Annotated in this window: 23 protein-coding genes; 6 read left to right on the plus strand and 17 right to left on the minus strand. The window is 60.4% G+C overall.

Translation table 11 applies throughout. The features are described from left to right. Positions 1 to 41 precede the first annotated feature (41 nt). The 3 genes from LMTR21_RS27970 (at position 42) to LMTR21_RS27980 (ending at position 5,164) form a co-directional block, all read left to right on the plus strand. On the plus strand, positions 42 to 2,984 hold the full coding sequence (locus tag LMTR21_RS27970; protein ID WP_065754454.1) for an FAD-binding and (Fe-S)-binding domain-containing protein: 2,943 nt from the start codon (positions 42 to 44) through the stop codon (positions 2,982 to 2,984). A 30-nt stretch (positions 2,985 to 3,014) separates the two neighbouring features. Then, a complete protein-coding gene (locus LMTR21_RS27975) occupies positions 3,015 to 3,443 on the plus strand; it encodes a GlcG/HbpS family heme-binding protein (RefSeq protein WP_065754453.1) in 429 nt (142 codons plus the stop codon). A 767-nt stretch (positions 3,444 to 4,210) separates the two neighbouring features. Further along, entirely contained in the window at positions 4,211 to 5,164 is a 954-nt protein-coding gene (locus tag LMTR21_RS27980; RefSeq protein WP_065754452.1) for a LysR family transcriptional regulator, read from the plus strand. On the opposite strand, the gene LMTR21_RS27985 is transcribed toward LMTR21_RS27980, so the two are convergent. The 15 genes from LMTR21_RS27985 to LMTR21_RS28055 form a co-directional block, all read right to left on the minus strand. Then, positions 5,122 to 5,376 (minus strand): DUF2274 domain-containing protein, encoded by a 255-nt coding sequence (locus tag LMTR21_RS27985; protein WP_065754451.1) that lies wholly within the window; start codon positions 5,374 to 5,376, stop codon positions 5,122 to 5,124. The two genes, LMTR21_RS27980 and LMTR21_RS27985, sit on opposite strands and share 43 nt — an antisense overlap. Positions 5,377 to 5,381: 5 nt before the next feature. Beyond that, the gene (locus LMTR21_RS27990; RefSeq protein WP_065754450.1) at positions 5,382 to 6,581 is read right to left on the minus strand and encodes a TraB/TrbI/VirB10 family type IV secretion system protein; all 1,200 of its coding nucleotides are present in this window, start codon (positions 6,579 to 6,581) and stop codon (positions 5,382 to 5,384) included. Beyond that, positions 6,581 to 7,504: a P-type conjugative transfer protein TrbG gene (gene trbG, locus LMTR21_RS27995; RefSeq protein WP_065754449.1), complete on the minus strand. Its 924-nt coding sequence runs from the start codon at positions 7,502 to 7,504 to the stop codon at positions 6,581 to 6,583. Before trbG ends, LMTR21_RS27990 begins: the two co-directional genes overlap by 1 nt. 53 nt (positions 7,505 to 7,557) lie before the next feature. Continuing rightward, positions 7,558 to 8,241, minus strand: a complete 684-nt coding sequence (gene trbF, locus LMTR21_RS28000; protein WP_065754538.1) for a conjugal transfer protein TrbF — start codon at positions 8,239 to 8,241, stop codon at positions 7,558 to 7,560. Continuing rightward, entirely contained in the window at positions 8,241 to 9,494 is a 1,254-nt protein-coding gene (trbL, locus tag LMTR21_RS28005; RefSeq protein WP_065754448.1) for a P-type conjugative transfer protein TrbL, read from the minus strand. The genes trbF and trbL overlap by 1 nt, the downstream gene beginning before the upstream one ends. Before the next feature lie 5 nt (positions 9,495 to 9,499). Then, positions 9,500 to 9,886 (minus strand): putative entry exclusion protein TrbK-alt, encoded by a 387-nt coding sequence (trbK-alt, locus tag LMTR21_RS28010; protein WP_084030768.1) that lies wholly within the window; start codon positions 9,884 to 9,886, stop codon positions 9,500 to 9,502. After that, on the minus strand, positions 9,883 to 10,620 hold the full coding sequence (gene trbJ / locus LMTR21_RS28015; protein WP_065754447.1) for a P-type conjugative transfer protein TrbJ: 738 nt from the start codon (positions 10,618 to 10,620) through the stop codon (positions 9,883 to 9,885). The genes trbK-alt and trbJ overlap by 4 nt, the downstream gene beginning before the upstream one ends. Beyond that, positions 10,617 to 13,058: a conjugal transfer protein TrbE gene (gene trbE / locus LMTR21_RS28020; RefSeq protein ID WP_065754446.1), complete on the minus strand. Its 2,442-nt coding sequence runs from the start codon at positions 13,056 to 13,058 to the stop codon at positions 10,617 to 10,619. The genes trbJ and trbE overlap by 4 nt, the downstream gene beginning before the upstream one ends. Positions 13,059 to 13,065: 7 nt before the next feature. Beyond that, positions 13,066 to 13,329: a VirB3 family type IV secretion system protein gene (locus tag LMTR21_RS28025; RefSeq protein WP_065754445.1), complete on the minus strand. Its 264-nt coding sequence runs from the start codon at positions 13,327 to 13,329 to the stop codon at positions 13,066 to 13,068. After that, positions 13,329 to 13,601 (minus strand): TrbC/VirB2 family type IV secretion system protein, encoded by a 273-nt coding sequence (locus LMTR21_RS28030; RefSeq protein ID WP_246175861.1) that lies wholly within the window; start codon positions 13,599 to 13,601, stop codon positions 13,329 to 13,331. Before LMTR21_RS28030 ends, LMTR21_RS28025 begins: the two co-directional genes overlap by 1 nt. A 47-nt stretch (positions 13,602 to 13,648) precedes the next feature. Beyond that, positions 13,649 to 14,569, minus strand: a complete 921-nt coding sequence (trbB, locus tag LMTR21_RS28035) for a P-type conjugative transfer ATPase TrbB (protein ID WP_430642602.1) — start codon at positions 14,567 to 14,569, stop codon at positions 13,649 to 13,651. A 180-nt stretch (positions 14,570 to 14,749) separates the two neighbouring features. Continuing rightward, positions 14,750 to 15,184, minus strand: a complete 435-nt coding sequence (locus LMTR21_RS28040; protein WP_065754442.1) for a CopG family transcriptional regulator — start codon at positions 15,182 to 15,184, stop codon at positions 14,750 to 14,752. Between the two features lie 11 nt (positions 15,185 to 15,195). Beyond that, a complete protein-coding gene (locus tag LMTR21_RS28045; RefSeq protein ID WP_065754536.1) occupies positions 15,196 to 17,199 on the minus strand; it encodes a conjugal transfer protein TraG in 2,004 nt (667 codons plus the stop codon). 365 nt (positions 17,200 to 17,564) lie between these two features. Beyond that, entirely contained in the window at positions 17,565 to 18,203 is a 639-nt protein-coding gene (locus tag LMTR21_RS28050; protein ID WP_065754441.1) for an acyl-homoserine-lactone synthase, read from the minus strand. Positions 18,204 to 18,384: 181 nt separating this feature from the next. Continuing rightward, positions 18,385 to 19,107, minus strand: coding sequence for an autoinducer binding domain-containing protein (locus tag LMTR21_RS28055; protein ID WP_065754440.1), 723 nt, complete (start codon positions 19,105 to 19,107; stop codon positions 18,385 to 18,387). 86 nt (positions 19,108 to 19,193) lie between these two features. Here LMTR21_RS28055 and LMTR21_RS28060 point away from each other — a divergent pair, with 86 nt between their 5' ends. The 3 genes from LMTR21_RS28060 (at position 19,194) to flgH (ending at position 22,170) form a co-directional block, all read left to right on the plus strand. Next, positions 19,194 to 19,778: a hypothetical protein gene (locus LMTR21_RS28060; RefSeq protein WP_141688424.1), complete on the plus strand. Its 585-nt coding sequence runs from the start codon at positions 19,194 to 19,196 to the stop codon at positions 19,776 to 19,778. Positions 19,779 to 20,431: 653 nt separating this feature from the next. Continuing rightward, positions 20,432 to 21,151 carry a flagellar hook assembly protein FlgD gene (locus LMTR21_RS28065; RefSeq protein WP_065754437.1) on the plus strand — a complete coding sequence of 240 codons (720 nt, stop codon included), beginning with the start codon at positions 20,432 to 20,434 and terminating at the stop codon, positions 21,149 to 21,151. 296 nt (positions 21,152 to 21,447) lie between these two features. After that, the gene (gene flgH, locus LMTR21_RS28070) at positions 21,448 to 22,170 is read left to right on the plus strand and encodes a flagellar basal body L-ring protein FlgH (RefSeq protein WP_430642603.1); all 723 of its coding nucleotides are present in this window, start codon (positions 21,448 to 21,450) and stop codon (positions 22,168 to 22,170) included. Between the two features lie 191 nt (positions 22,171 to 22,361). Here flgH and LMTR21_RS28075 read toward each other — a convergent pair whose 3' ends face one another. Both LMTR21_RS28075 and LMTR21_RS28080 read right to left on the minus strand, forming a co-directional pair. Continuing rightward, complete coding sequence (locus LMTR21_RS28075; protein WP_084030766.1) at positions 22,362 to 23,426, minus strand: helix-turn-helix transcriptional regulator; 1,065 nt, start codon at positions 23,424 to 23,426, stop codon at positions 22,362 to 22,364. 73 nt (positions 23,427 to 23,499) lie between these two features. Next, positions 23,500 to 25,263 (minus strand): flagellin N-terminal helical domain-containing protein, encoded by a 1,764-nt coding sequence (locus tag LMTR21_RS28080; RefSeq protein WP_065754533.1) that lies wholly within the window; start codon positions 25,261 to 25,263, stop codon positions 23,500 to 23,502.

Genomic DNA, 25,263 nt, shown 5'->3' on the forward strand with positions numbered 1-25,263 from the left:
AGAGATTGCCGAAACAATCCTCTTGGACGATAGGATTTGGGATGAAGAATGCGTCATCACTTGAGCGCCGGCTACGGTCTAATATTACCGGCGACGTCCTGTTCGACCGATTTAGCCGCGGCCGCTACGCGACCGATGCCTCGTTCTATCAGATCCTCCCCCTTGGCGTCGTGGTTCCCAGGACCATGGACGAGGCGCTGCGGGCGCTCGCCATCGCGAAGGACGAGGGACGAATCGTGACCCCGCGCGGCGGCGGCACCTCGCAATGCGGCCAGACCGTCAACGAGGGGCTAGTCGTCGACTTTTCGAAGCACCTGAACCGGCTGCTCTCGCTCGATGTAGAGAACCGGACCTGCGTGGTCGAGCCTGGCATCGTGCTCGACGATCTCAACCGCCAGCTCAGGAAGCACGGGCTGTGGTTTCCGGTCGACGTCTCCACCGCCTCGCGCGCCACCATCGGCGGCATGGCCGGCAACAATTCCTGCGGCGGCCGTTCGCTGCGCTACGGCACCATGCGCGACAACACGCTGTCGATGGATGCGGCGCTGGCCGACGGCACGCTATTGCATTTCGGCGAAGTGCCGCGAGATCTGGCCCGGGTGAATTCACCGCAGAGCGGGCTCGAACTATTCCGTGACATGCTCGATCTCGGCGAGCGTGAGGCCGCCGAGGTCGCCGAGCGTTTCCCGAAGGTGCAGCGCCGCGTCGGCGGCTACAATCTCGATGCGCTGGTGCCGCGCAATGCGCCGAACAATTTGGCGCATTTGCTGGTCGGCTCCGAAGGTACGCTGGCGTTCACGACGCAGGTCGAACTCAAACTGTGGCCCGTGATCCGCAACAAGGTGCTGGGCGTCTGCCATTTCGGCAGTTTCTATGAGGCGATGGACGCGGCGCAGCATCTGGTGAAACTGCGTCCCATCGCGGTGGAGTTGGTCGACAGGACCATGATCGCGCTCGGGCGCGACATCGCGATGTTCAAGCCCGTGATCGAGGCGACCGTGCGCGGCGATCCGGATGCACTGCTGATCGTCGAATTTGCGGAAGAGGATCAGGCCGACAATCTGCAGAAGCTGAAGCAGCTTTCCGAATTGATGGCAGATCTCGGCTTCGGCTGGAACCATCCGCAGCGCAAATGGGGCGGCGTGGTCGACGTTGTCGAACCCGCGAGGCAGACGGCCATCGCGGATTTCCGCACCTCCGGCCTCAACGTCATGATGTCGATGAAGCAGGAGGGCAAGCCGGTCTCCTTCGTCGAGGACTGCGCCGTGCCGCTGCCACATCTCGCCGACTACACCGAGCGGCTCAACGCCATCTTCGCCAGGCACGGCACGCGCGGCACGATGTATGCTCATGCCTCGGAAGGCTGCCTGCACGTGCGGCCCGTTCTCAATCTGAAGCTCGAAAAAGACGCCAAGGCGATGCGTGCCATCGCCGAAGAGGCGTTCGAGATGGTGCGCGAATACAAGGGCTCGCATTCCGGCGAGCACGGCGATGGCCTGGTTCGCTCCGAATTCCACGAAGCGATGTTCGGCGCCCGCATCGTCGCCGATTTCAGGGAGGTCAAGCAGCGCTTCGATCCGGAGAACCTGCTCAATCCCGGCAAGATCGTCGATCCGCCCAGGATGGACGACCGCAGCCTGTTTCGCTATCGGCCTGACTATCGCGTCGGTGACCTGAAGACCGCGCTCGACTGGTCGGCCTATCCCGGCGCCGGCGGCGGCTTTCAGGGCGCGGTCGAGATGTGCAACAACAACGGCGCCTGTCGGAAGCTGGAGGGCGGCGTGATGTGCCCGTCCTATCGCGCCACCCGCAACGAGAAGGACGTCACGCGCGGCCGCGCCAATACGCTGCGGCTGGCGATCTCGGGCCAACTCGGGCCGGATGCGCTGGCTTCGGACGAGATGATGGAGACGCTGAAACTCTGCGTGTCCTGCAAGGCGTGCCGCCATGAATGCCCGACCGGCGTCGACATGGCCAAGATGAAGATCGAGGTGCTGGCTGCGCGCGCGGCGACGCACGGCCTTTCGCTGCGCGACCGGCTGGTCGGCTATCTCCCGCGCTATGTGGAGCTGGCGTCCCGCTTCGCGCCGCTCGCCAACTGGCGCAACAGCAGCCCGTTGCTGCGTGCACTGTTCGAGAAATTTGCCGGCATCAGCGCCAAACGCGCCCTGCCCGCGTTCCGCCGCGACGTGTTCAGGCCCGATGCCGAGACATATGGTGCGTCGGATGGCCGCGAAGTCGTGCTGTTCGCCGATACGTTCAATCGCGCCTATGAGCGGGAAAATCTCGACGCCGCCTTGCGGGTGCTGGTCGAGGCCGGATATCGCGTCCATATCCCACGGCCTGCGGATCGCGCCCGGCCGCTGTGTTGCGGACGGACGTTCCTCTCAGCGGGATTAGTCGATCAGGCGCGCAGCGAATTGAACAGGCTGGTCACCACCTATGCGCCGTTTGCTGCGCGCGGGGTGCCGATCATCGGGTTGGAGCCGAGCTGTCTCCTGACGCTGCGCGACGAGTTGCTCTCGCTGCGCTCGGATAATGAGGCGAAGAGCATCAGCGCACATGCTCTTCTGTTCGAGGAATTCCTGGTCCGCGAGGCGGAGGCCGGACGGCTGGAGCTGCCGCTTGGCGCGATGCCGGGAAAAGCGCTGATTCACGGCCACTGCCATCAAAAGTCATTCGGCGCGTTCAAGCCGGTCGAAAAGGCGCTTCGCCTCATTCCCGAACTCAGCGTCGAAACCATCGAATCCAGTTGCTGCGGCATGGCCGGCGCGTTCGGCTACGGCGCAGACACTTATGAGGCTTCGATGGAGATGGCCGAGCTGTCGCTGCTGCCGGCGGTCCGCCGCGCCGATGCTTCCGCACTGATCGTGGCCGACGGTACCTCGTGCCGGCACCAGATCAAGGATGGCACGAGCCGTGCAGCCCTGCATGTCGCCCGCGTGCTCGCGATGAGCCTCGACAGCGCGCAAGTGAAGCATTAATCCCCACTCAATCGCAAAGGACCTGATTTTATGGCTGAACTTACCCTCGACGTCGCCCGCAAGATTCTCGATGCCGCCCTCGCCAAGGGCGTCGAGAAGAAGCTGAAGCCGCTGGTCATCACCATTCTGGATGCCCGCGGCTGCGTGAAGGTCACGGCGGCGCAGGACGGCACCAGCCTGATGCGCGCCGAGATCGCGCATGGCAAGGCCTACGGCGCGCTCGCGATGGGCATGGGGTCGCGGGCATTGTTCCAGCGCGCCCAGGAACAGGCCTATTTCGTCAGTGCCGTGAATGCGCTGGCGCAGGGGCGCCTGGTGCCGGTGCCCGGCGGCGTCCTTGTCATGGACGGCACCACACTCCTCGGCGCGGTCGGTGTCAGCGGCGACACGTCGGACAATGACGAGATCTGCGCTGTCGCGGGCATCGAAGCTGCTGGATTGAAGGCGAATGCGGGATAACGATCCCCGCGCATTGCGCAGGTCGGTGTCCTGATCGCTTTCCGTCAGAGTTTGCTGACCATCGACATGATGAAATAAGAATCTGCTTCGATCGAAAGTCATGGTGCAACGTCAGGATGACCCGCCAGCGTGAACCAGCGGGCCACCGCAGAGCCATTATGTGCTGCGAGTGCCGCAGCTCCTAAGTCGCTAAAATCGCCCGCATCAACGTACTCACCAAACGCCCGCGATTTGTAACTGCCACGTCGGAACGGGCGGCTAACTTCGTGGCCCGAACACAACGTACAGCAAAAACTTTTGCTGTTGAATTCGTAGAGACTTGCAGCAAATTCCATAACGGGTCATTCCGCGAACTGCACTCTGGGCAATTGATCGGCGTAAACTTGTGTTTGCCGAGCGAGATTACTCCGTGCCCTAAACGTAGGCCCGCCGCGGACACCGAAGCACGTCCTGGTCAGCCTGCTCACGTTACCCGTCGCTAGATTTTCTTTGATCCCTCGGCGCACACATCGTGCACACGGCGCCTTCCAACTAATTGAAAAACTTAACCCCCCTCGAAAGTTCGAATCGAATTACGCATTCGCTGAACGAAGGGATTGGCAAAGTCGAATGTCCGCCGCAACTACGAAAGGAGCATCTTCTCTAGGGAAAGTCACCCTGCGAAATCAAACAGGTGCGCCCACGAGCGCCACCGAAGTAGGTTCGAGGGCGCCAAGCTAATTCTGTCGTGACGAGAGCGATGATTTCCAGGGAGTGACTTCGGCAACATGAACGACCTAAGACGTTCCGGAAAGGCGATCGAGCTCAAGCATCTTCGTTTGGCTTTACTGACCTGCGATTGCGGCAGCTTTCGACGGGCGGCTGAACTATTGTCCGTTCGGCATTCGGCGCTAAGCCGCTCTATCGCTCAATTGGAACACCTGCTTGGTGCAACTTTGTTCGAGAGATCGAGCGGAGGAATAAGACCTACCGAGGTCGGCCGACGATTCTTACACCTCGCGAGCGGGATTTTGACGCAGGTTGACGACCTGGTCGACGCGGCAGGCCGCGCTAGCTCCGGCCAAGTCGGTCGTATTGCAATTGGGCTTTGCGGACCGCTGCCGGGAAAACGAGCGCAGTTTGGCGAGACGTTGACGGAGTTTAGGGGCCGCTTTCCCAAAATTGAGCTGGAAGTCATACAGCGTTCACCGCGGGGTTTGTTGAGATGTCTGGACAATCGGGCCGCAGACATTGTCATAGCTCCAGGACGGCTTCGTTCAGCAGACATGCAAACCAGAGCATTATGGACGGAGCGCATTTTTGTGTTGCTCAACAAGGACAACGCGCTTGCTGCGCGCGATATTATCTTCTGGACTGATCTTCTCGATGAAACGGTCTTGTTTGGCGGATCTGAGGATAAAGGAGAGTTGGAACATTTCCTTTGGTCCGCGCTCCCGCACTTTAGCAACCGGCCAGCTGTACAACGGCACGATGTGAGCCAGCTGCTGGTGAAGAATCTCGTGAGTCTCGGCTTAGGCGTTACTTTCGCCTGGGAATCCGAAATTGGAACTCTTGATGAGAACGTCGTCTATCGCGAGTTCCGCGATAGCGCGAGCTCCATCGAGGTGTGTTTCAGCGCCCATTGGCTCACGCGAAACAAGAACGCAGCTCTTGCCCACTTTCTCAGCTTGCTGGTGGATCATCGCCCGTCTTTGGCAACCGCGGGATCATTAGCCGAGTGACTTGCCCGTCGCAGCTTCCTGAAGCCACGGTCAGTGGCCATGAAGCGTGCGAGCATCAGCGGAATTAGCTTTATCGGGTCTACGCGCTGTCCGGTCTTCCGCGTTAACGCTTCCGCATAGGCTATCAGATCCCGATGAACCGGCGCAGTCAGTTCGATCATCACCTTTGCGACTTTATCATCTGGAATTGCTTCGATCTTGAGCTTAGCCATATCTTCTATCGTCCTCCATACGGCTGAAGAACCAGATCGCGATTGACAATCACACGAACTGGGAAGCCCGGTCGAATTGTAAGCGTTGGTTGGATGTTGAGACTGCGTCGAACCACCTGCCGGCCAGTCTGATTCAGCGAATCGGTAGCACCACGGCGCAATGCCCGAACGATTGCACCGTTGTTGCCATTTGTGTCGGAGCCCTCGCCCAGTTCGGCGCCGACTCCCAAGAACGTCGATAGCGCGGCGGCTTTGAAGAGTTCGCCCCAGTGATTGTCTATCTGGTCCTCGAGGCCTGCATAACCTGCGGCATCAGCGCCGGGCTTTCGCTCAAGGACGATCGAACGTCCATTCGGCATGATCAGCCGCGTCCAGACGAGCAGCACACGTGATTGGCCGGCAGTTACTTGACTGTCGTAGATTCCGATGAGACGTGCCCCCTGCGGAACTAGAAGATAGCGTCCCGTTGGTGTGTCGAATATGTTCTCAGTCACCAGCGCTGCGATCGGTCCCGGCAGATCGGAGCGAATGCCCGTAATCAGAGCTCCCGGAATCACGGACCCAGCCTGCACAACGTACGGCGAAGCCGGCATCGTCACGCGATCGGAGCTCGTCGTCCGTCGATCTACTGAGGCATTGACGAAGGCGAGCTTGCGATCCTGCCCGTTCTGGGCATAGGCCTCATCGGACGAGGACACCGCGTTCGGAACAGTCTCGGCGGGAGCGGCCGCCGCGGAGGGTCGAACATTGGTTGACGCAAAGACCTTGCTGATGCGAGCGGCCTCGCTTTCCTGGTTCATTCGCTGCTGTTCGGCGTCGGCAACAAGCGGTCCCGACTGAGCTTGAGCTGCAACGATCGGGCCGCCGAGATCGCCCGGCAGCGGTGGTCCGAGGCGCGGCACGTCTCGCGGTACACCTGCATAGTCGCGCGGCAACCCGGCCAAGCCATCAGCTACGTTGTGATGATCTGTACGATAGAGTTCTTCTGATGCAGGCGTCCGCGTGCGATTGTTCTGCATGGCCCAAAGGACGGCTGCAGAGACCAGAAGAAGCGCCAATGCCGTCCCGCTGGCCAAAACCTTACGCGACAGACGCGTAACAAGCGGGCGTTCTGGACGGAGCCGCAAAGAATGAGCAATTTCCTCGGATGTCTTCGGCGCGGTCGAATGAGAGCTGCCGGCATTATTCGCTTCGGTGCCGGTCATCAAGACCTCCCGTCGCTTCTAACGATCCGAACCCTTTGCTGGGCATCGCCACCAAGCCGCAGTTCCGCCGCGGCAAACAGCCGATCGACAATCAGCACATTATGATGGGTTCGGTAGTTGACGATTTCGGGATTGCCATCCGGGCCGATGACGAACAGCGGCGGCATCTCGCCTTGAACGATTCCTTGTGAGAATTCCACATAGACCTTGCGGCCATCGTCATAGGCACCGATCGGCCGCCAGGGCGGATTGTCGCCCTCGAGGGTGTAGCGATAGCGCCGCTGAGCGGGGTCGGGAAGAACTGGCGTTGGCGGAACGGCCTGAGCACGCGTCGTCCGATCCTCCGGATAGAACCAGGCCACCGAAGGCATATAGGACTTCTCACGCGATCGCAGCTCGATCAGATAGGTGCGCCGGTCAGTGTTGACCACGAGATTGGTCTCGATTGAAGGCCGTGTCGGCTTGACCATGATATGGACGCGCCTGGTGTCGCCACTTCCGCTTTCGGTATCGCCGACAACCCAGCGTACGGTGTCACCGGCCGACACCGGACCTGAACCCGTGAGCTGCTCACCGGGCTCGAGCGCGATATCGGTAATCTGTCCGGGCGCAGCGTAAATCTGATAGAGGGCACCGGGACTAAACGGAAACACCTGCACGGCGTTGAAGTAGCCCTGCTTCCGGGGTTCAACGCGCGCGGCATCATTCGCCGTCTCAATCCGGGCAATCGGCTCTTCGGCCTCCTTCGCTCCTTTCCTGCCGCCCTTGGCTGGGATCCAGGAGGGTGGAACATGCAGTGATCGCGGACGCTCCTCCGCCAACACTGTTGGATTGGGAAGCGGCGGTATATCAGCGTCGTAGCTGATCTGCGGGGGTTTGAAGGTGGTGCAGCCGCTGAGCGTAACCATGCAAACGAGCAACATCGGACACAGGATGTCGCCCACACGAGAGCTAGTAATTTTGGTTATCGGCCCGTTCACTGCCCGACCTCCTTCGACCAGTTGATGGCATTGACATAGACGCCAAGCGGATTTTTGCGCAGACGATCGGCATCGCGCGGCGTATCGATCACGATGGTGAGGATGGCAGTCCAGCGCTCGGTAGTGGCAAGCTGACCATTGTCATAGCGGCGCTCGATCCAGGCGACACGAAAACTCTCCGGCGAAGCGCGGATGACGCTCGATATTTCGACGGCAATCTGCACCTTACCGAGATTGGCAAAGGGATCGTTGACCCGAGCATGGTTGTTGAGAGCCGCCGCGCCGCGGTCCGTGGTAAAGTCATAGGCTCGCAGCCAGTCCTGACGCAGTACGACGGCGTCGGCCGGAAGCCCGCGTACGTCTTCGATGAAGCGTGCCAGATGGAACGCAATCTGCGGATCGGTCGGCTGATAGAAGGGATTGGCGGGGCTAACGCCCTGTGCCTGGCCGAGACGATCGACCTCGACGACCCAGGGCGTGACGGTGCCTTGCGTCGACTGCCAGACAAGAGCGGATGCGAGTCCAGCCGATAGGGTTAGTGAGCCGAAAGCCATCAGCCGCCAGTTTCTCGCTTGCACGCGCGCCGAACCGATGCGGTCGTCCCAAACTTGGGCCGCCCTTTGATAGGGCGTCACAGGCGCGGGCGTGCGGCCGTAATGAACGGCTGGTCGCTTGAACATCATTGCTTTCCTTCCGAGAGATCGACGGAGGCACCTCCCCCATTTCGATCAGCAGAGCGTACGGCGTTGCTGGCGGTTGATGCTCCATGGCGTATGGCCTGCATGCGCCTCATACGCGAAGCCCATTTGGATTGAGTGTCTGCAGATGAGGCATTCGCAGGGGCCTGGACTACGCCAGCTTCGCCAACCGTAGCACCGCCGGTTGATGCCGAGCTGCTACCGGAACTTGTCGCAGCGCGACGAAGCGGGCTCATCATCGCGGACGTGGCGGCATCCCTGACGCCGGACAAGCCACCTGCCCGAAACGCACGGCTCGCACTACCCGATAGCGCGGCAGTTCCACGCGCAGCCCCCGCGAGCGCGCCAGCGCCGGCTGCAGCAAGTCCGGCTCCAGCCATCACAGCTCCGCCGGCAGCTAACCCCGTGCCAATGACGGCTCCGGCGCCAAGCTGCGGGCCGCCGGACACAATGCCATTGGCGATGCCGGGCCCAAAGATCCCCAGGCCCAGCAGCGCCAATGCTGCGAGCACCAGGGCCAAGGCATCTTCAATTCCGATCTGTGCCCCGCTTGATCCCGCCGTAAACTGCGAAAACAGCGTTGAGCCGATACCGACGATGACCGCCAGCACCATGACCTTGACGCCGGATGAGATGACATTACCGAGCACGCGTTCAGCGGCGAAGGCTGTTTTGCCAAACAGCCCAAAAGGGATCAGGACAAAGCCAACGAGCGTCGTTAGCTTGAATTCAATCAGAGTGACAAAGAGCTGGATTGCCAAGATGAAGAAGGCGAGCAGCACGATCACCCAGGCGAATAGCAGCACACTTATCTGGATGAAGTTCTCGAAGAAGCTGACGTAACCCATCAATCCCGAGATAGAGTCCAGGATCGGCCGCCCCGCATCTATGCCGACTTGGGCGATCCGGCCCGGGCGTAGGAATTCAGCCGAGGACAGTCCCGTGCCGGAGGCCTTGAGGCCGAGACCCGCAAAGCTCTCGAAAACGATACGGGCAAGATTATTCCAATTACCGATCAGGTAAGCGAAGACGCCAACAAACAGCGTCTTCTTCACGAGGCGAGCAATGATATCTTCATCCGTACCCCAGGCCCAGAACAGGGCGGCCAGCGTGACGTCGATCGCGGCGAGCGTCGTCGCGAGGAAGGCGACTTCGCTTCCGAGCAACCCGAATCCGCTGTCGATATAGCGGGTAAACGTTTCCAGGAATCGGTCAATGACGCCGGTGCCACCCATCCAACTTACTCGCGTTCTGGTGCTGCAATGGGCGGCCAGCCCTGGGGAAGACGATCGAGAAACTTGGGCTGCGCCAACGCCGATGCCGGACTGCCTGATTGATCATCGGCGGACGAAACGGATGACGTCTTTTTTGATCCCAGGAAGCGACGGCGGTTCTCCGCCCAGATCAGACGGCACTCCCGGAGTTCTGCCGCCTGCTCGGAGGTCACCTTCCGGCAGTGTTCGAGTTTGGCGTCAGGTGGATGGGTCGCGCGGGATGCCGAGGATCTTGTTGGTGGACTCTCCCTATCGTCGCGAAGCTGGATCGTGCAGGCCGCGACAACCAGGAGAGACACGACAGCTGCCGTGATCACAAAGATCATGCGCTTGAGCTCATCACCTTTGTTCATTGGTGAAACATCCGAACCGTTGAAGGCTGATAGCCTCGAGCGGATGCGAGAAAGCGACGAAGCTGCTCCCTACCCTGGTCTTGGGCCGCAGTACGCTGGGCAATTTCTAGATTCTGTGCACGTCCTTGCGCGGCAACAGCCGCCGTGAGGTCAGCGAGTTGCTGCGCCTGCAGACCAAGCAGCTGATTTCCGGCCTGACTGGCCTGTAGCGCGCCAGTCGCGCCCTGGCTGGAGCTGACAAGGGCGGACATCTCTTTGCGCTGGCCATCGAGATTGCCGACCACGGTCGCTTGAACGCGTAGAGCATCCTGCAAGCCGGCCATAGAATTCCGCCAGCGTGTTTGCGCATTCGCCATCAAGGCTTGATCTGTCTCGCTCGCCTGGACTGACGCATAGGTCGTCGAGAACGCTCGATCGATCTGATTGATGTCGTAGGCCATGCGCTGTGCTTGGGCGAGCAGTTGTTGCGTTCGCTGGAAAGACCGCTCGAGCTGCTGCAACGAGGTATATGGCAGACTGGCGAGATTTTTACCCTGGTTGATCAACATCTGAGCTTGGTTATGCAGCGAAGTGATCTGGTTGTTGATCTGCTGCAGCTCACGCGCGGCCGTGAGCACGTTCTGCGCATAGTTGTTGGGATCAAACACGACCAATTGGGCGGATACGGGCGAAGCGGTATCTGCGATCGTAATGGCGAGCGCACTCATTGCTGAGAGGTGACGGCGAGACATCATGACAGGCCTTCCTGCTTGATAAGACCCGGAATAAGATCGGCGGCCCAACCTAGCCCGCGCGCGGCGAGCCATCCGGTGACAAAGCCGTCACGGCCATGTTCCGCCAGCACACGCTCAATCATTGCCTGATCGGACTTTGATGAAGCCGCAGTGAAGGCGAGCGCGAACTCCTCAAGACCCAGCTCGAACAGGCGATTGCCGCGCCGTGACTGGCAGTAGTAATCGCGTTTTGGGGTGGCGCGAGCCAGGATCTCGATCTGGCGATCGTTGAGACCGAAGTGCCGATAGATCGCCGTGATCCGCGGCTCGATCGCTCGCTCATTCGGAAGGAACAGCCGCGTCGGGCAACTCTCGATGATGGCAGTTGCAATCGCGGAGCCATCGATATCCGAGAGCGATTGCGTGGCGAAGATGACGGAGGCATTCTTCTTGCGCAGCGTCTTCAGCCATTCACGGATCTGGCCGGCAAACCCTTCATCATCGAGTGCAAGCCAACCTTCGTCGATAATGAGTAGCGTGGGCCTCCCGTCGAGTTGCCTCTCAATCCGATGAAATAGATAGGATAGGACTGCCGGTGCCGCGCCGGTTCCGATCAACCCCTCGGTTTCGAACACCTGGACCGAACTTGTTCCAAGCCGTTCGGTCTCCGCATCGAGCAAGCGCCCAGACGGGCCACCGAGGCAATAGGGTTGAAGGGCCCTTTTCAGGCTCTGGGACTGCAGCAGAACGGACAGACCAGTCAGCGTGCGTTCGCCCGCAGGCGCCGAAGCCAGCGAAGACAGCGCCGACCAAAGATGCTCTTTTGCTTCGGGTGTGACGTCGATCTTTTCGCGGGTAAGGATGGCGGCGATCCATTCCGCGGCCCAGCCGCGCTCGGCCGCATCGTCGATCATGGCAAGCGGCTGCAACGCTACGGGTTGGGAGGTGCCGTCGGAGAGCGCGCCGCCGAGGTCGTGCCAATCTCCTTTCATGGCAAGGGCTGCGGCCCGGATTGAGCCGCCGAAATCGAAGGCAACGATCTGGGAGGTAGGATAACGGCGGAACTGCAGCGCCATCAACGCAAGCAGCACCGACTTGCCCGCCCCTGTCGGACCGACCACCAACGCGTGTCCGACGTCCCCAACGTGCAGGGAGAAGCGAAACGGCGTCGCCCCTTCCGTCCGTGCAAAGAACAAGGGCGGCGCCCCAAGATGGGCATCCCTTGCTGGCCCTGCCCAGACCGCGGACAATGGAACCATATGGGCGATGTTCAGGGTCGAGACCGGAGGTTGGCGTACATTGGCATAGACGTGCCCAGGCAACGACCCCAGCCAGGCATCGACGGCGTTGACGGTCTCTACCATGGAGGTGAAGTCGCGCCCCTGAATGACCTTCTCGACCAGCCGCAACCGTTCATTCGCAGTGTGCGGGTTCTCGTCCCAGACCGTGATCGTTGCGGTGACGAAGGCTTCGCCGACCATGTCCGAGCCGAGTTCCTGCAACGCGGCGTCAGCGTCGATAGCCTTGTTGCTGGCGTCGGTGTCGATCAGGGACGACGGTTCGTTGGTCATTACCTCCTTGAGGATTGCGGCAACGGATTTCCGCTTGGCGAACCATTGCCGCCTGATCCTGGTCAGGAGCCTCGTCGCATCAGCCTTGTCGAGCATGATCGCGCGGGTCGACCAGCGATAGGGAAACGCCAACCGATTGAGGTCGTCCAGGATCCCCGGCGTGGTCGCGCTTGGGAACCCGACAATCGTAAGCACGCGCAGATGCTGGTCGCCAAGCATCGGCTCGAGGCCGCCGGTCAACGGCTGATCGGCCAGCAACGCGTCGAGGTACATGGGAATCTCGGGGACACGGACGCGGTGGCACTTGGTTGAGACGCACGCGTGCAAAAAGGTCAGGGTCTCGCCGTCATCGAGCCACCGGCACTCCGGCATGAACCCTTCGACCAGTTGCAGCACGCGGTCGGTCCGGTCAACAAAGCCGCGCAATGCTTCGCCGGCGTCGGCAGCCTGCCCGCGCTGCCGTCCCTCATAAAGGAGGTGCTCGGCGCGGGCCGTATCCTCTACCGGCGGCAAATACAGGAAGGTGAGGAAGTATGCAGATTCGTAGTGAACGCCCTCCTCCTCGAATTGAGCTCGGCGTTCAGCATCGACCAAGGCCGAAGCGACATCCGGACAACTGCTCGGCGGATAAGCGTTCGACTGATATCGCTGCGCCTCCACAAATACGGCCCAACCTGAACCGAGGCGGCGAAGTGCATTGTTGAGGCGGCCGGCAACAGCAACGAGCTCCGCTGGAACGGAGGAATCAAGGTCGGGCCCCCGAAAGCGCGCGGTTCTCTGGAACGACCCGTCCTTATTGAGGACAATGCCTTCGTCGACGAGTGCGGCCCATGGCAGGAAATCTGCTAAGCTCACGTTGGAACGGCGGTATTCGCTGAGGTTCATCATTGCCTGCTCACACGTTCAGATGGGTGGGGATACGCAGATGCCGCCTTGCGACTTCGAGAAACAGCGGATCACGCTTCGCTGCCCACACGGCGGCGGCATGGCCGAGCACCCAGAGCAGAAGACCGGCAATCCAAAGCCTTAAGCCGAGGCCAAGCGCTGCGGCCACGGTGCCGTTGAGGATGGCGACCGCCCGCGGGGCGCCGCCGAGCAAGATCGGTTCGGTCAACGCGCGATGCACCGGCACCGCGAAGCCTTCCATGGGCCCGTCCATCAGATCAGGACTCCGCCGCCGAACGAGAAGAATGCCAGGAAGAAGCTCGACGCCGCGAACGCGATCGACAATCCGAAGACGATCTGGATCAGGCGCCGGAAGCCGCCGGAGGTATCGCCAAAGGCAAGCGTAAGACCCGTGACGATGATGATGATCACGGCCAGGATCTTGGCGACCGGTCCTTCGACCGATCGCAGAATCTGGTTGAGTGGCTGCTCCCACGGCATGTTCGAGCCGGCGGCATCGGCGTTCGAAGCAGCTAGTACAGTCATAAGAGCGGTGGCCGCGCCCAGCACCACGCGTTGAAAGATGATCCGCTTCATGGTCGATCTCCTTGCCGTCGAATGAGGTAGTCGCCGTCGGGTGTCAGGCCCTCGACATGCGCAAGTTCTGCCAGCCGCCGATCCACGCCGCGGCCGGAGAGAACAGCAATTACATCGATCGTTTCCGCGATCAGCGCCCGCGGCACGGTGACGACCGCTTCCTGGATCAGTTGCTCGAGCCGGCGGAGCGCGCCAAGCGCTGTGCCAGCGTGGATGGTACCGATGCCGCCGGGATGGCCGGTCCCCCAGGCCTTGAGGAGATCGAGCGCCTCAGCGCCACGTACCTCACCGATCGGAATCCGGTCGGGTCGCAGCCGCAGCGAGGAGCGGACGAGATCCGAAAGCGAGGCAACGCCGTCCTTGGTACGCAACGCTACAAGGTTCGGCGAGGCGCATTGGAGTTCGCGTGTGTCTTCGATCAGCACGACACGGTCGGTCGTCTTGGCGACTTCGGCCAGGAGGGCATTCGTCAGCGTGGTCTTACCGGTCGAGGTACCGCCCGCCACGAGGACGTTGCGGCGCTCCCGAACAGCCTCACGGAGCAGCTCTGCTTGAACTTCCGCCATGATGCCGGCGGAAACGTAATCCTCGAGGGTAAAGACGGCGACTGCAGGCTTCCTGATCGCAAAGGCTGGTGCGGTTACCACGGGTGGCAGCAGCCCCTCGAACCGCTCTCCGGTTTCCGGCAATTCGGCCGATACTCGTGGACGTGCCGAATGAACCTCGGCGCCAACGTGATGGGCGACGAGCCGCACGATGCGCTCGCCATCGGCCGCAGCAAGGCGCTCGCCTGTGTCCGCCAAGCCGTCCGAGAGCCGATCGACCCAGAGCCGGCCGTCGGGATTGAGCATCACCTCAACGATAATAGGATCCTCGAGCCAAGCCGCAATCGACGGTCCGAGCGCAGTGCGTAGCATGCGCGCACCGCGCGATATCACTTCGGACTGGATGGAATGAACTGCCACCATTGCCCCCAAAGCGTCGAGCGCAAACGGCCTCGACGACTGGGATCATTAGAAAAAGCAGGTCGCGTGTCTGCGCAACAAGACCAAGTCGGACGGCGCGCTGTGGCGTAGCAAAAGAAAGAGACGGCGCACTCACTCTTCGGGAACGATTGGAGTTGCCGTGGCTGCCTCAATGTCGAGCGATATTTCCTGCGCGAGGGTCTGGCCTCTGGCCAGCCGGCGCCCGAGTGCCTCGACAAAACCTTCATACCGCTCCCGCCCCTTGGTCTGTGCAGCGAGTTGCGCCGTGTCAGGCAGCGGCGGCGTTGCCGTTAGCCAGAATCGCACGAACAAGGCCAGCGTCTCATTCGATATCGTGATGTGACGCTCGAGCCGCTCGACGTGTCGGGTCAACCGGTCAAGACGGCGGCCGAGCGCGGCTTCCATCCGCTCGGAACTATCAGGCGACAGGAATGACGCCAGTGCGGTTTCGACGACGAGCGCCTGGGGCACTCGCTTGCGGCTGGCATGGTCCGCGAGCCTGCCCGCAAGCTCCGGAGGCAAGCGAAACGTGTGTTTTGTCCGCATAATCTCGCACCCTAAAGTTTTAGACCGTCGTCCGGGTCCATCGCGGCCCGTCGCGCCAGGCGGGATCCGTTGGTGCGCATCACGCGAGCGCGGACGGCAACACCGTCATCCTCTTCTGGAAAGTCGAACTCAGTCGGCGGCTTCGAGACTTCCGCCGCGATATCTTCGTGCCCGGGAAGGCCAGGCTCGCGACGAATGCCGGCATTTGCGGGGTCATTGACGGATGGACGAACGCCCGACGCAGATATCGCCTCGGGCACACTCCTGATCGTTGGAGCTGGCAAGCGGTTCCAATCGTCCGTCGGTGCGCTACTCTCGCGGTTGAGAGGCGCTGATTTTAGCGGTGGCAGCACACGTTCAGTCAAACGCGGATCCTCAAAATACCTTGCCTTCTTGGCGCGGATTGGCGGCACGCCGGAGACCAGAACCAACTCATCATCCGGCGGGAGTTGCATGACCTCCCCCGGTGTCAGCAAGGGTCGCGCCGTTTCCTGGCGAGAAATCATGAGATGGCCGAGCCAGGGACTCAGCCTGTGACCAGCGTAGTTCTTCTGTGCCCGCAGCTCGGTTGCCGTCCCGAGCGCGTCCGACACGCGTTTGGCGGTGCGTTCGTCATTGGTCGCGAACGATACTCGCACATGGCAGTTGTCGAGGATGGCATTGTTCGGCCCGTAAGCCTTCTCGATTTGATTGAGGGATTGGGCAATGAGAAAGCTCTTCAGGCCATAGCCGGCCATGAAGGCTAGCGTGGACTCGAAGAAATCAAGCCTTCCAAGCGCCGGAAACTCGTCAAGCATGAACAGCAACCGATGCCGGCGTCCTTGGGCGGCCTTAAGATCCTCGGTGAGACGGCGACCAATCTGGTTGAGGACCAATCGCACAAGCGGCTTGGTGCGACTGATATCAGACGGCGGCACAACGAGATAAAGCGTCGTTGGCTTTTCGTCCTCAATGAGATCCCGGATGCGCCAATCGCAGCGGCGCGTTACCCGGGCAACAATGGGATCACGATAGAGACCGAGGAACGACATCGCGGTCGAGAGCACGCCTGATCGTTCGTTCTCGCTCTTGTTTAGCAACTCCCTCGCCGCAGATGCGATCACCGGATGTGTCCCGGCTTCTCCAAGGTGCCGGGTCGTCATCATTGCGCGAAGCGTAGTCTCGATCGGACGTTTCGGGTCGGACAGAAAGCTTGCGACCCCGGCAAGCGTCTTGTCCTGCTCAGAATAAAGAACGTGAAGGATGGCTCCAACCAACAAGGCGTGACTGGTCTTCTCCCAGTGGTTCCGCCGTTCCAGCGACCCCTCCGGATCGACAAGCACATCGGCGACATTTTGGACGTCGCGAACCTCCCATTCCCCTCGTCTCACTTCCAAAAGAGGATTGTAGGCCGCACTCCCTGAATTCGTCGGGTCGAACAACAGCACCCGGCCGTGCCGGGCACGAAAGCCTGACGTCAGGGTCCAGTTTTCGCCCTTGATGTCGTGGACGATACAACTCCCGGGCCAGGTTAGAAGCGTGGGGACAACAAGTCCGACGCCCTTTCCGGACCTGGTTGGCGCGAAGCACAACACATGCTCTGGCCCGTCGTGTCGCAGATATTGCGCCTCGATACGTCCGAGGATTACGCCGTCAGGTCCGACGAGGCCTGCCCTTCGCATCTCAAACTGGCTCGCCCAACGTGCGGAACCGTACGTGGCCGCCGTCTCCGCCTCCCGAGCCCGCCACACCGACATCGCAAATGCAACTATGATGGAGATGATCCCGCCCGATGCGGCAACGCATGCCCCTTCGACGAACACTGCGGGTGCATAGGCATCATATGCATACCACCACCAGAAGAACGCCGGCGGATGATAGATGGGAATGCCCGCGGCGAGTTCGAACCAGGGTTGGCCAAGCTGCGACTGGTAGCCGAGCCGCCATGCTGTCCACTGTGTCGCCGCCCACGTCGTGACCAGCACGAGGGTCAAGACGACAGTAATCTGGCCCCAAAGTATTCTGGTTGCGGACATAGCACAGGAACTGAAATATCCCACGTAGCCCGCAAACAAGCGATCTTGCTGATCGCGAGTATTTTCGGACATCCGGGCGAACAAATCGGCGCGTCAGTTGCCGGGCCGATTGCGACCTTGATACGGCACAGCAGCCGACCCGGACCCACCTGTCCGTTCACGTCCGGCACCATTGCGGATAGCTCCTGCGGCTCGCAATCGCCGAGGCTCAATGGAGACACGCCCAACATACGACACCCCGCGCCAGAAGGCACAAATTAGTCCCGTGGTCGTCTCGTCCTGTGGTCTTGGCGATACTCGAGAGCCGGCCCGGGTCCTGCCCGGAATACGCCAGCACGCGTCACATTCCGGCTCATACGACGGTGTCACGCCGCAGTCCGAACTGACGTAACCGGAACGAGCGCTGGCCCGACAAGCCCTGCGGCTTGATAGAGCGCCTGCAACGCTGTCTCCGAGGCGTGCAGATAACCGGCCAGCGCCATGGTCTGTCCGATCCGGTGTGGCGAGCCGAGCCGCTCGAGTGGCCAGCCCGCGCGACGCAGTATCCGTTCCATTCGAACGTCAGTAACTGTTACGATGCTGTCCGCATTTTTCATTCTCAGGCTTTCGATCATCGCAGCGAACAGCATGATGGTCGCGCGGTTGATGCCGTTGTCCGCAAGTTGCGGCGCTCGCTTGGTATCTACGCAAAATCTGGAGCTTTCGAGGATTTTTTCGTGCCTCGGCATCGGTCGATCGCCCAACAGAAGCGGAAACGTGTCTGCAAGCATCGTCGGGCCGACCGTGGGCAACAGCCTGACGCTGCCGACGACAGCGCCGTCCTGGGTTAGCACGAGAAGATAGGTCGGATTGAGCGCGTCGAAGAGATCAACTTCCATATCGCCGGAAACCGCGACCGACCAGTCCAGTCGGTCCTTGAAGACGTTGCGGCGCAACCGGTACATATCGGCAAGCAAATCGACATGCTTTCCGAACAAGTCATGGTCGAGGGCTGTGGCGAGCATATGACCTCCGGTTGAATCGGGCGGTCATCACAACAGCAGAAACGGTGGATCGCAGCGCCTGTGCTTTTTAACAGGGGTATCGGCGAAAACCGAAGTTCTGGGAGATTTCGGCAAGCAATTCCGGTGCCAGGTAGCATATCAAGCCACGTGGGCATCCATGTCGTCGGCCAGAACAACGGGTTCAAGTCAGCAGGCGACGACGAAGCGCCTCGGCTACGCATTGCGCAATTGAGGTCGCATCCAGCTTGTGTCGGGCGTTCTCCAAATGGAATGCCACGGTTCGAGGCGAGATACCCATTAGCACCGCGGTGTCCGAGGCGGTCTTGCCTCGCGCTGCCCATGCGATGCACTGCCGCTCTCGCGGGCTCAACACCGGAGCGGCGAGTGGCGCTTGCCGGGATTGCCGCACGGCGAGATGCGTATGAAAGTATAATGCGATTAGGTGTAATACGTCGTTTGAGTTCGTGATCAAGCGCTCAGGACACAAGCCGCGGTCATCGGTAGCGAGCGTGAAGGCGGCGATGCCGCCAAAGCCGCCGCGAAGCGGGATCGTTACGCCGCCGCGAATACCGAATGACGCGGCCTCCTCGAAGAATCTGCGCTGCTCCTTCGTGCCTTGTGGCATAGCCGTGCCGCTCGTCCAGCCGAACAGGTCATGATCAAGGCGCGCCCTCTGAATGACGGGATCAAGTCGCTCGTAGTGCAGATCGAAATACCGGCTTGTCCAGGATTTGGGGTATGAGGAAATCAGCTTCGGGGCTCCGTCAACGATCTTCAAGTAAGCAAACCAGCGAAAACCGAGACGCGCGGCAACCCGAGCCGCGATACGCTCAAAGTCCCGATCATCGCGCGCAGTCACGATCGAATCCGTAAACTCCTGAAAGGCATTATCTGATAGCTTCATGATGCCTCATCCCAGCGCGCAAGCATCGTTGCTGCCGAAACATATGTAACCTCTCCAGATGCGCGCCGAGCAACGCGGGGCCCATCTTGACCCCCTCGAAGCTCGGCCAACACAGGGCTTTCGCGCTCAGCGAGAATGTGGCGATAATTCCAGAAGCTCTGATCAATGAGTTGGTGTGGGATGCCCGCCCTGGGCCACACGGTGGTGCCGGGCACCGCTCCCCTCATTGGCTTGGTCCTGCCGTTAAAGAAAAAACTTTTTGCCCATTCCACCGTCAGGCTGGTGGCCGCCGGGTCAGAGCTCACACCAGCGCCGTCGGCAGGCGTCAGCTCATCCGCCCGCAGGAGGTGCGTCTGACCCCTGAGTTCGGCTATCTCCACAGCTGCGACCATCCTCAGCGCCGAACGGTGTGTCTTTTCCACCTACCCACAATTCCGCTGGACTGGTTCTTCCGCGAGCCAATCCAGCCCCAGCCTCCGGGCCTCGACGCTTGGGCACGCCAAGCGAAGGGTTCGCTCCAGTTCAGCGACGGCCTCGAGCGCGCGCTGCCGCGTCGCCCAGATCCGGTGGGTTTCGCGCAGACCTGGCATATCTTCTTTCCTCAGTACCTCAAACAGTTGGAAACATGCAGCAAAGGTCCGTTCGCTAGCATTTTCTACTTCGGCATTTGAACTAACCAGCAAGAGCAGCTCCTTGAGCTGGGTCACGATCCTGGCCCGGCCAACATTCAGTCGGACATGACGTACGCACGACAATTCTTCGCGCAGGAGTTCAACCTGTATCGCCAATACGAGCGGAATACACATCGATAGATTCCCAGATGTTTGACGGGTGGTCAGAAGGGATTGATCCGGCGTGCTTGAAACAGAGGAGTCGCGAAGGCACCGGACACCCCCATTCGTATTTGATGATCGGATCGATGAGCGCATCGAGCCTCGTTCTCCGGATGTTTATAGATCCGCAGGAACGGGCTTCTCTGCCGCAAGCATTGCAGTCGTATTACGGCTCTGGCCGGGGTCAATCCATTGAGACCCCGCGACGCTTCCGCTGAGCTCGCGAGACGTCAGAAGCACCGCGGCTTGCCGACGCGCCAATCTCCTACCTCATCACTCTTCTGCGCATCAGACAATCGCGAATGATGGAAGCACCGTTTTCAGCCTAGCTCGCCTAGTTGCGACTTTCATCAGCGGAGCATCACGTCGCTGAGTAGGCAGCAAACCAGCGATGTAAGGTTATCGCAATGTTCGGGGACTTCTAACAAAGGCATCGATGCACGGACGATTCGGTGGGGACTTGGGGGCATCGACATCTGGCGGAGGGGCTGATGGCGATCGATGCGAACGCGGCAAATAGACTCCGCTCGGCTCCGTCTGCGGCCTCAGGTCCGGGCATGGCGGGTTTGGGCGCTAACCCAAGCCAGGCGAAGACGCCCGGAATCGCCGAAAACTTTCAGACATTTTTGACGCTGCTGACGACGCAGCTGAAAAACCAGAATCCGCTTGATCCCTTGAACACCAATCAGTTTACGCAGCAGCTTGTGCAATTCGCGCAAGTCGAAGCGCAGCTCAAGAGCAACAGTCTGCTGTCAGGGTTGTTGGACAGCCAGAAGGCCGCGCAGTCGACACAGGCCCTGGCGTTTGTCGGCACCACTGTTGCGGTGGATGGCAGCAGCGCATCTTTGGCACAGGGCTCGGCGAGCTGGACGTTGAGCGCTCCGAAGAGCGCCACTGCTGTCTCGATTACGAATTCCGGTGGTCAGACCGTCTATTCCGGGCATGTGTCGATCAAGTCGGGCCGCTCCACCTTTACATGGAATGGCAAGGGCAGTGACGGCACACCATGTCCGGACGGCCTTTACAAGCTGAGCGCCACCGCGCAGGACGGCAACGGTCAAGGTGTGGCGGTGACGACCGAGACCGAGGGCACCGTCGACTTCATCGATCTGACCGCTAACCCTGCTTTGCTGTCTGTCGGCGGTCAAATGTATCCAGTGGACAAGATCAAGCGCGTGGTGGCGGCTTTCGCCGATAAAGCCCGTGTGTGACGGATGCCCTCAGACCATGCGCGCGTGATCGAAGACGTATGCGACAGACGCCGCTACAGGATCGCTCGGTTTTGACACATTTGTCTCCGTGCACTTGGCTTAGAGCTTTGGTTTCCAGAGTACGGCTCTGGTTGTTCGCGCACCTCCTCCCCCGGACGTGTCAAGGATGGACGCGCTGGGCTGCAGACCTAGCTCGATCGGCATTTTACTTCGAACGCGGCGGGGCGCCTTCTCCGCATCTTGGGCTGTTACTCGGCAATCGCACCTTGATCGGGCGTAGAAGCTTTAGGCGTGCGCTGCTCATTTCGAACGCGGTTGGACTGAGCCTGCTGGCGGCCAATTGCGCGGCTGTCAATCGCCTATCGACCGTCGGCGAGAAGCCGCCCCTATCTTCTATTGAAAATCCGACGACACAACCCGGCTATCAGCCTGTGCAAATGCCAATGCCGCCCCCACAGCACGCCTCCTATAACCCAAACTCGTTGTGGCGCACCGGGTCGCGGGCGTTCTTCAAAGATCAGCGCGCAGCGCAGGTAGGCGATATTCTGACGATCAACGTCAGGATCACTGATAGAGCCAATTTCGCCAATGAGAGCAAGCGCAGCCGCAGCAGCAAGGAGAACTCCGGCATCAGCAATCTTTTTGGCAGCAGTCTCATCGGCGGCCAGGCACCACTGCCCGGCCGGCTGCTGACGGCCGATGCCGCGGGGTCCAGCGACGGCAAGGGATCAGTGGTGCGCCGCGAAGCCCTGCAGACCAATGTCGCCGCCGTTGTCACGCAATTGCTGCCGAATGGCAATCTGGTAATCGAAGGCAAACAGGAAATGCGGGTCAATAACGAGGTCCGGGAGCTGATCGTTGCTGGCATCGTTCGTCCCGAGGACATCCAGAGCGACAACACCATCGAGTGGTCAAAAATCGCGGAGGCCCGCATCAGCTATGGAGGCCGTGGTCAGATCACTGATGTGCAGCAACCGCGCTACGGCCAGCAGGTCCTTGATGTGTTGTTGCCATTTTGACGACGAACTGACAGCTGATGTGGACGGACAGCGCTTCCCGAAGTACGGCAGACCGGCGTCTGAAGTAGACACAACTCACTTCAAGTAGCGTTGTCTTGTAAACATCTCCCCAAAACCTTGTGTCGCATGAGATCGGAAATCGTGTCCTTGTATAACTTTGCCCTAATCTGGCAGCAGCAACCAGTGTCTCATCACAGGTTCTGTATCCACGAGGCGAGAAGCGCGCCCCTCTCGCGAATTGCCACAGCCTGGAACGCTGTGTTGACCTCACGCGGATTGATGCCATAGCGGCGATGAAACGCGCGGCTGAACATCTTGGCTGACTCATAGCCGCAAGCGTAAGCGACCGAGGAGACACGCTGGCGCGACCGGCCTTCCACGCCGGCCAATATCCGCATCGCGCGGGCCAGCCTCCTGTTGCGAATATAGGTTGCGATCCCGCCATCCACCTCAAACATCTTGTAAAGAGGGGTGCGGGAGAGACCAAACTGCGTGCACAGCAAATCGACCCCGAGATCCAGCTGTTCAATATTGTCCTCAATGAACTGCCGGATTTCGATCGCGGCAATGGCGGGTTGGTTATATGCGCTGTCTTTCGACGGGGTGAATGCCGCATTGCAAACCGATAGGGCCGCCGATGTCAGAAGATGCCTCTGTTCGTGCTCAACGTGATCGAGGCAGGCCCGCATGCTGAAAAGGTGGTCCGACAGCAACTTTAAGAGTGGCTGGGTCCTGGAGGGAAGAACTTCCATGTGCCAGGCACCGATCTTTCTCCCTCGGCTGTCGAAATGTCTTCGTGGAATGCAGATATGAATCGCCGACGACCCGTCGGTGACTGATCGAAATGTTTGCGCCAGATCCAGAACTACGAAATCGCCGGCGGTAGCCACTGCGTCACCGTCGGAGCGCATCAAGCAGGTCACTCCGAAGGTATGCAATCCGAGGAGGATGTGATCCACCCCCTGTGAGACGATTTGAGCTGGCGTTCGTTCAGCGTCGTGAGCGCCGATACTGTGGTCAAGGAAGAGTAACCGATCCAGATTGAAGCAGCGAAAGGAGGGCTCGCAATTGGTGCTCGCCGGCTCTCTCTTCTTGGATACGAATAGACTTGAGGTGAGATCCTGCCATGCTGCAAATCTTGATTGATCGTCCTTGACCTCCGAAAGCCTTGGATCGATGAGCTTGAGTGTCATGGGCTGGTTGAGGCTGGCCTCTCCGAACGCTGCCCATTTTTCGGTAGAAGCTTGCAGCTGCATTACACGGCCGCCAAGCGCTCGTGTTTCTCTTGTCCTTTTCAGTTCCGCGTGGGAGGCTTGCACTGCACGCGCTCTATCGCAGAAAGTTCACGAGCGATAATTTTGAGAGCATCGCTGTCACTTGGTAACTTGCCTGTAATCTATTCTGGAGGTCGAGCAGCTTGGCGACGATGTCCTGCGGAGAGACTGATTCGATGCCGTCGAGCTCGGACTGGAGGATGCCTCGGGCAGACCTGTTGCGTGCTTGAGCTTCCGAAAGGGAGCTCGCCGCTAGGCTGAAGTCAGTCGAGATGGCCTCGAGTGCTGTGGTCTGTGGTAGAAGCGACGTCGTGCGTTCGGCAAGCGCTTTCCAATGATCCGCCGACGGTTTGGCGCTGGTACCGCCGTCGCTGATGGCGATAGCGGCGAAGCCTGACAGGATGTTACGGACCTCCGGCTCGTTAGCACGAGCCCCCATCAAAACTGTGCTCGTGGCGCCGGTTCGCACCGCAAAAGACCCGCGCGGATCGGTGGCGGACGCCTCGCCCCTGTACCAGATCACCGTTGAAGCTGACGGCGTCTGTGCGTAAGCCGGCGCTGATCCGCTAAAATCGATCCGTCGTGGCGCGAGCCCAACCGCGGTGGAACCTGCGAAGAAGTCCTGCGCGGCGCGCACTGTCGAACTGGCAGCGAGTGTAGTCTCGGCCGCCACGCTCAGCGCACGGCGGAGCGCATCCGATAAGTTCTGGGCGGTCGCTGTGGCCGTCGCTCCGATTGTAAAGTCGGCGGTCGAGGCGGGATCGGCTGTGACTTGGGCACGAAGGGCCAAGGTTGTCGTGGTGCCGTCGCGCATGGCGAGCTTGATCGAAATCTGATCTCCGCTTTTAGGCTGTGAGGCGACATTGATGGTGAAGGAAGTGGGCGCAGTCGAATTGGCAAAGGACGCCGTCAGACCGGGGGGCGTCGCGCTCTGAACGCTGGCGATCTTATCGCTCCCGATCAAGGCTGTTAAAGACGAGGCCGCATTCGTAACGGAGCTGACGTCGGCAAGGTCGGCTCCCGTAAGGTCATAGATCTTTTGACCTCCGCCGACCCGATTGACGACAACGCGGAAATGATCATTTGCGCTCGGTATTTTTGCGAAACTCGGCGTCGCTCCTTGCAGGGGGCTCGGCGAATAGCTGATCGCAGCGAATGCGCTCGAAGCCGTGGGCGCCTCGGCGATCGTAAAGCCAAAGTTGGCCCTGGCGCCGGCATCCGCGTCTTCGCCCACCGCAATGCTCGTCGATGTCGGAGGCGACAATGTCAGGCGCCCGAGGCCAGTACCGCGATCGGCCCTGATCTGCTCATTGACGAGTGTCCTGAGGCCCGCCAGCGGCCTTGCTGGATCTGTCGCATCTCCATCAAGCAGAACGCTCGCTGGCAGGACAGGTGGCGTGCTCGACGCCCGACCAGCAAACAGGTAGTGTCCCCCCGCCTGCTGGTTGAGGGCGTCGACGATGTTCTCCAGGCTGGCGCGTGCGAGCGCCCGATTGGCGTCGCTATCGCTGCGATTGGTCGTTAGACCCTTGCGGAGAGTCGTGGTCAGGTTCGCAATCTGGGTCAGGCTGGCGGACGCCAGCTCGACGCGAGGCCGGACGGTTACGATGGTGGCATCATAGCCATCAATCGCGCTGAGCATCGCGCGCGTGCTAAGGCTCTCGGATCGTCGGCTGCCGAGCTCCGCGTAAGTCTCTGCCGCGCGGCCTGTCGTCAATTGCCGTGTTAGCGTCTCAATCTGATTCTTGAGGGTCAGGAGGTCGGACGTATTGCGGCTCATGACAGGCGCGCTTGCGGCGAAGCCCGGTATGAATGTCAT

The sequence above is a fragment of the Bradyrhizobium paxllaeri genome (assembly GCF_001693515.2).
GTDB classification, from domain to species: Bacteria; Pseudomonadota; Alphaproteobacteria; order Rhizobiales; family Xanthobacteraceae; genus Bradyrhizobium; species Bradyrhizobium paxllaeri.

Excerpts from the sequence above, each read along its gene's own strand:
- LMTR21_RS27990 (WP_065754450.1), bottom strand. The coding sequence starts at position 6,581 with ATGACCGGCACCGAAGCGAATAATGCCGGCAGCTCTCATTCGACCGCG.
- trbK-alt (WP_084030768.1), bottom strand. The coding sequence starts at position 9,886 with ATGAACAAAGGTGATGAGCTCAAGCGCATGATCTTTGTGATCACGGCA.
- LMTR21_RS27985 (WP_065754451.1), bottom strand. The coding sequence starts at position 5,376 with ATGGCTAAGCTCAAGATCGAAGCAATTCCAGATGATAAAGTCGCAAAG.
- LMTR21_RS27980 (WP_065754452.1), top strand. The coding sequence starts at position 4,211 with ATGAACGACCTAAGACGTTCCGGAAAGGCGATCGAGCTCAAGCATCTT.
- LMTR21_RS28050 (WP_065754441.1), bottom strand. The coding sequence starts at position 18,203 with ATGCTCGCCACAGCCCTCGACCATGACTTGTTCGGAAAGCATGTCGAT.
- LMTR21_RS28030 (WP_246175861.1), bottom strand. The coding sequence starts at position 13,601 with ATGACTGTACTAGCTGCTTCGAACGCCGATGCCGCCGGCTCGAACATG.
- trbL (WP_065754448.1), bottom strand. The coding sequence starts at position 9,494 with ATGGGTGGCACCGGCGTCATTGACCGATTCCTGGAAACGTTTACCCGC.
- trbE (WP_065754446.1), bottom strand. The coding sequence starts at position 13,058 with ATGATGAACCTCAGCGAATACCGCCGTTCCAACGTGAGCTTAGCAGAT.
- trbF (WP_065754538.1), bottom strand. The coding sequence starts at position 8,241 with ATGTTCAAGCGACCAGCCGTTCATTACGGCCGCACGCCCGCGCCTGTG.
- LMTR21_RS28045 (WP_065754536.1), bottom strand. The coding sequence starts at position 17,199 with ATGTCCGCAACCAGAATACTTTGGGGCCAGATTACTGTCGTCTTGACC.
- LMTR21_RS28065 (WP_065754437.1), top strand. The coding sequence starts at position 20,432 with ATGGCGATCGATGCGAACGCGGCAAATAGACTCCGCTCGGCTCCGTCT.
- LMTR21_RS28040 (WP_065754442.1), bottom strand. The coding sequence starts at position 15,184 with ATGCGGACAAAACACACGTTTCGCTTGCCTCCGGAGCTTGCGGGCAGG.
- trbB (WP_430642602.1), bottom strand. The coding sequence starts at position 14,569 with ATGCTACGCACTGCGCTCGGACCGTCGATTGCGGCTTGGCTCGAGGAT.
- trbG (WP_065754449.1), bottom strand. The coding sequence starts at position 7,504 with ATGTTGCTCGTTTGCATGGTTACGCTCAGCGGCTGCACCACCTTCAAA.
- LMTR21_RS27975 (WP_065754453.1), top strand. The coding sequence starts at position 3,015 with ATGGCTGAACTTACCCTCGACGTCGCCCGCAAGATTCTCGATGCCGCC.
- LMTR21_RS28075 (WP_084030766.1), bottom strand. The coding sequence starts at position 23,426 with ATGCAGCTGCAAGCTTCTACCGAAAAATGGGCAGCGTTCGGAGAGGCC.
- LMTR21_RS28055 (WP_065754440.1), bottom strand. The coding sequence starts at position 19,107 with ATGAAGCTATCAGATAATGCCTTTCAGGAGTTTACGGATTCGATCGTG.
- LMTR21_RS27970 (WP_065754454.1), top strand. The coding sequence starts at position 42 with ATGAAGAATGCGTCATCACTTGAGCGCCGGCTACGGTCTAATATTACC.
- LMTR21_RS28025 (WP_065754445.1), bottom strand. The coding sequence starts at position 13,329 with ATGGACGGGCCCATGGAAGGCTTCGCGGTGCCGGTGCATCGCGCGTTG.
- LMTR21_RS28080 (WP_065754533.1), bottom strand. The coding sequence starts at position 25,263 with ATGACATTCATACCGGGCTTCGCCGCAAGCGCGCCTGTCATGAGCCGC.
- trbJ (WP_065754447.1), bottom strand. The coding sequence starts at position 10,620 with ATGATGTCTCGCCGTCACCTCTCAGCAATGAGTGCGCTCGCCATTACG.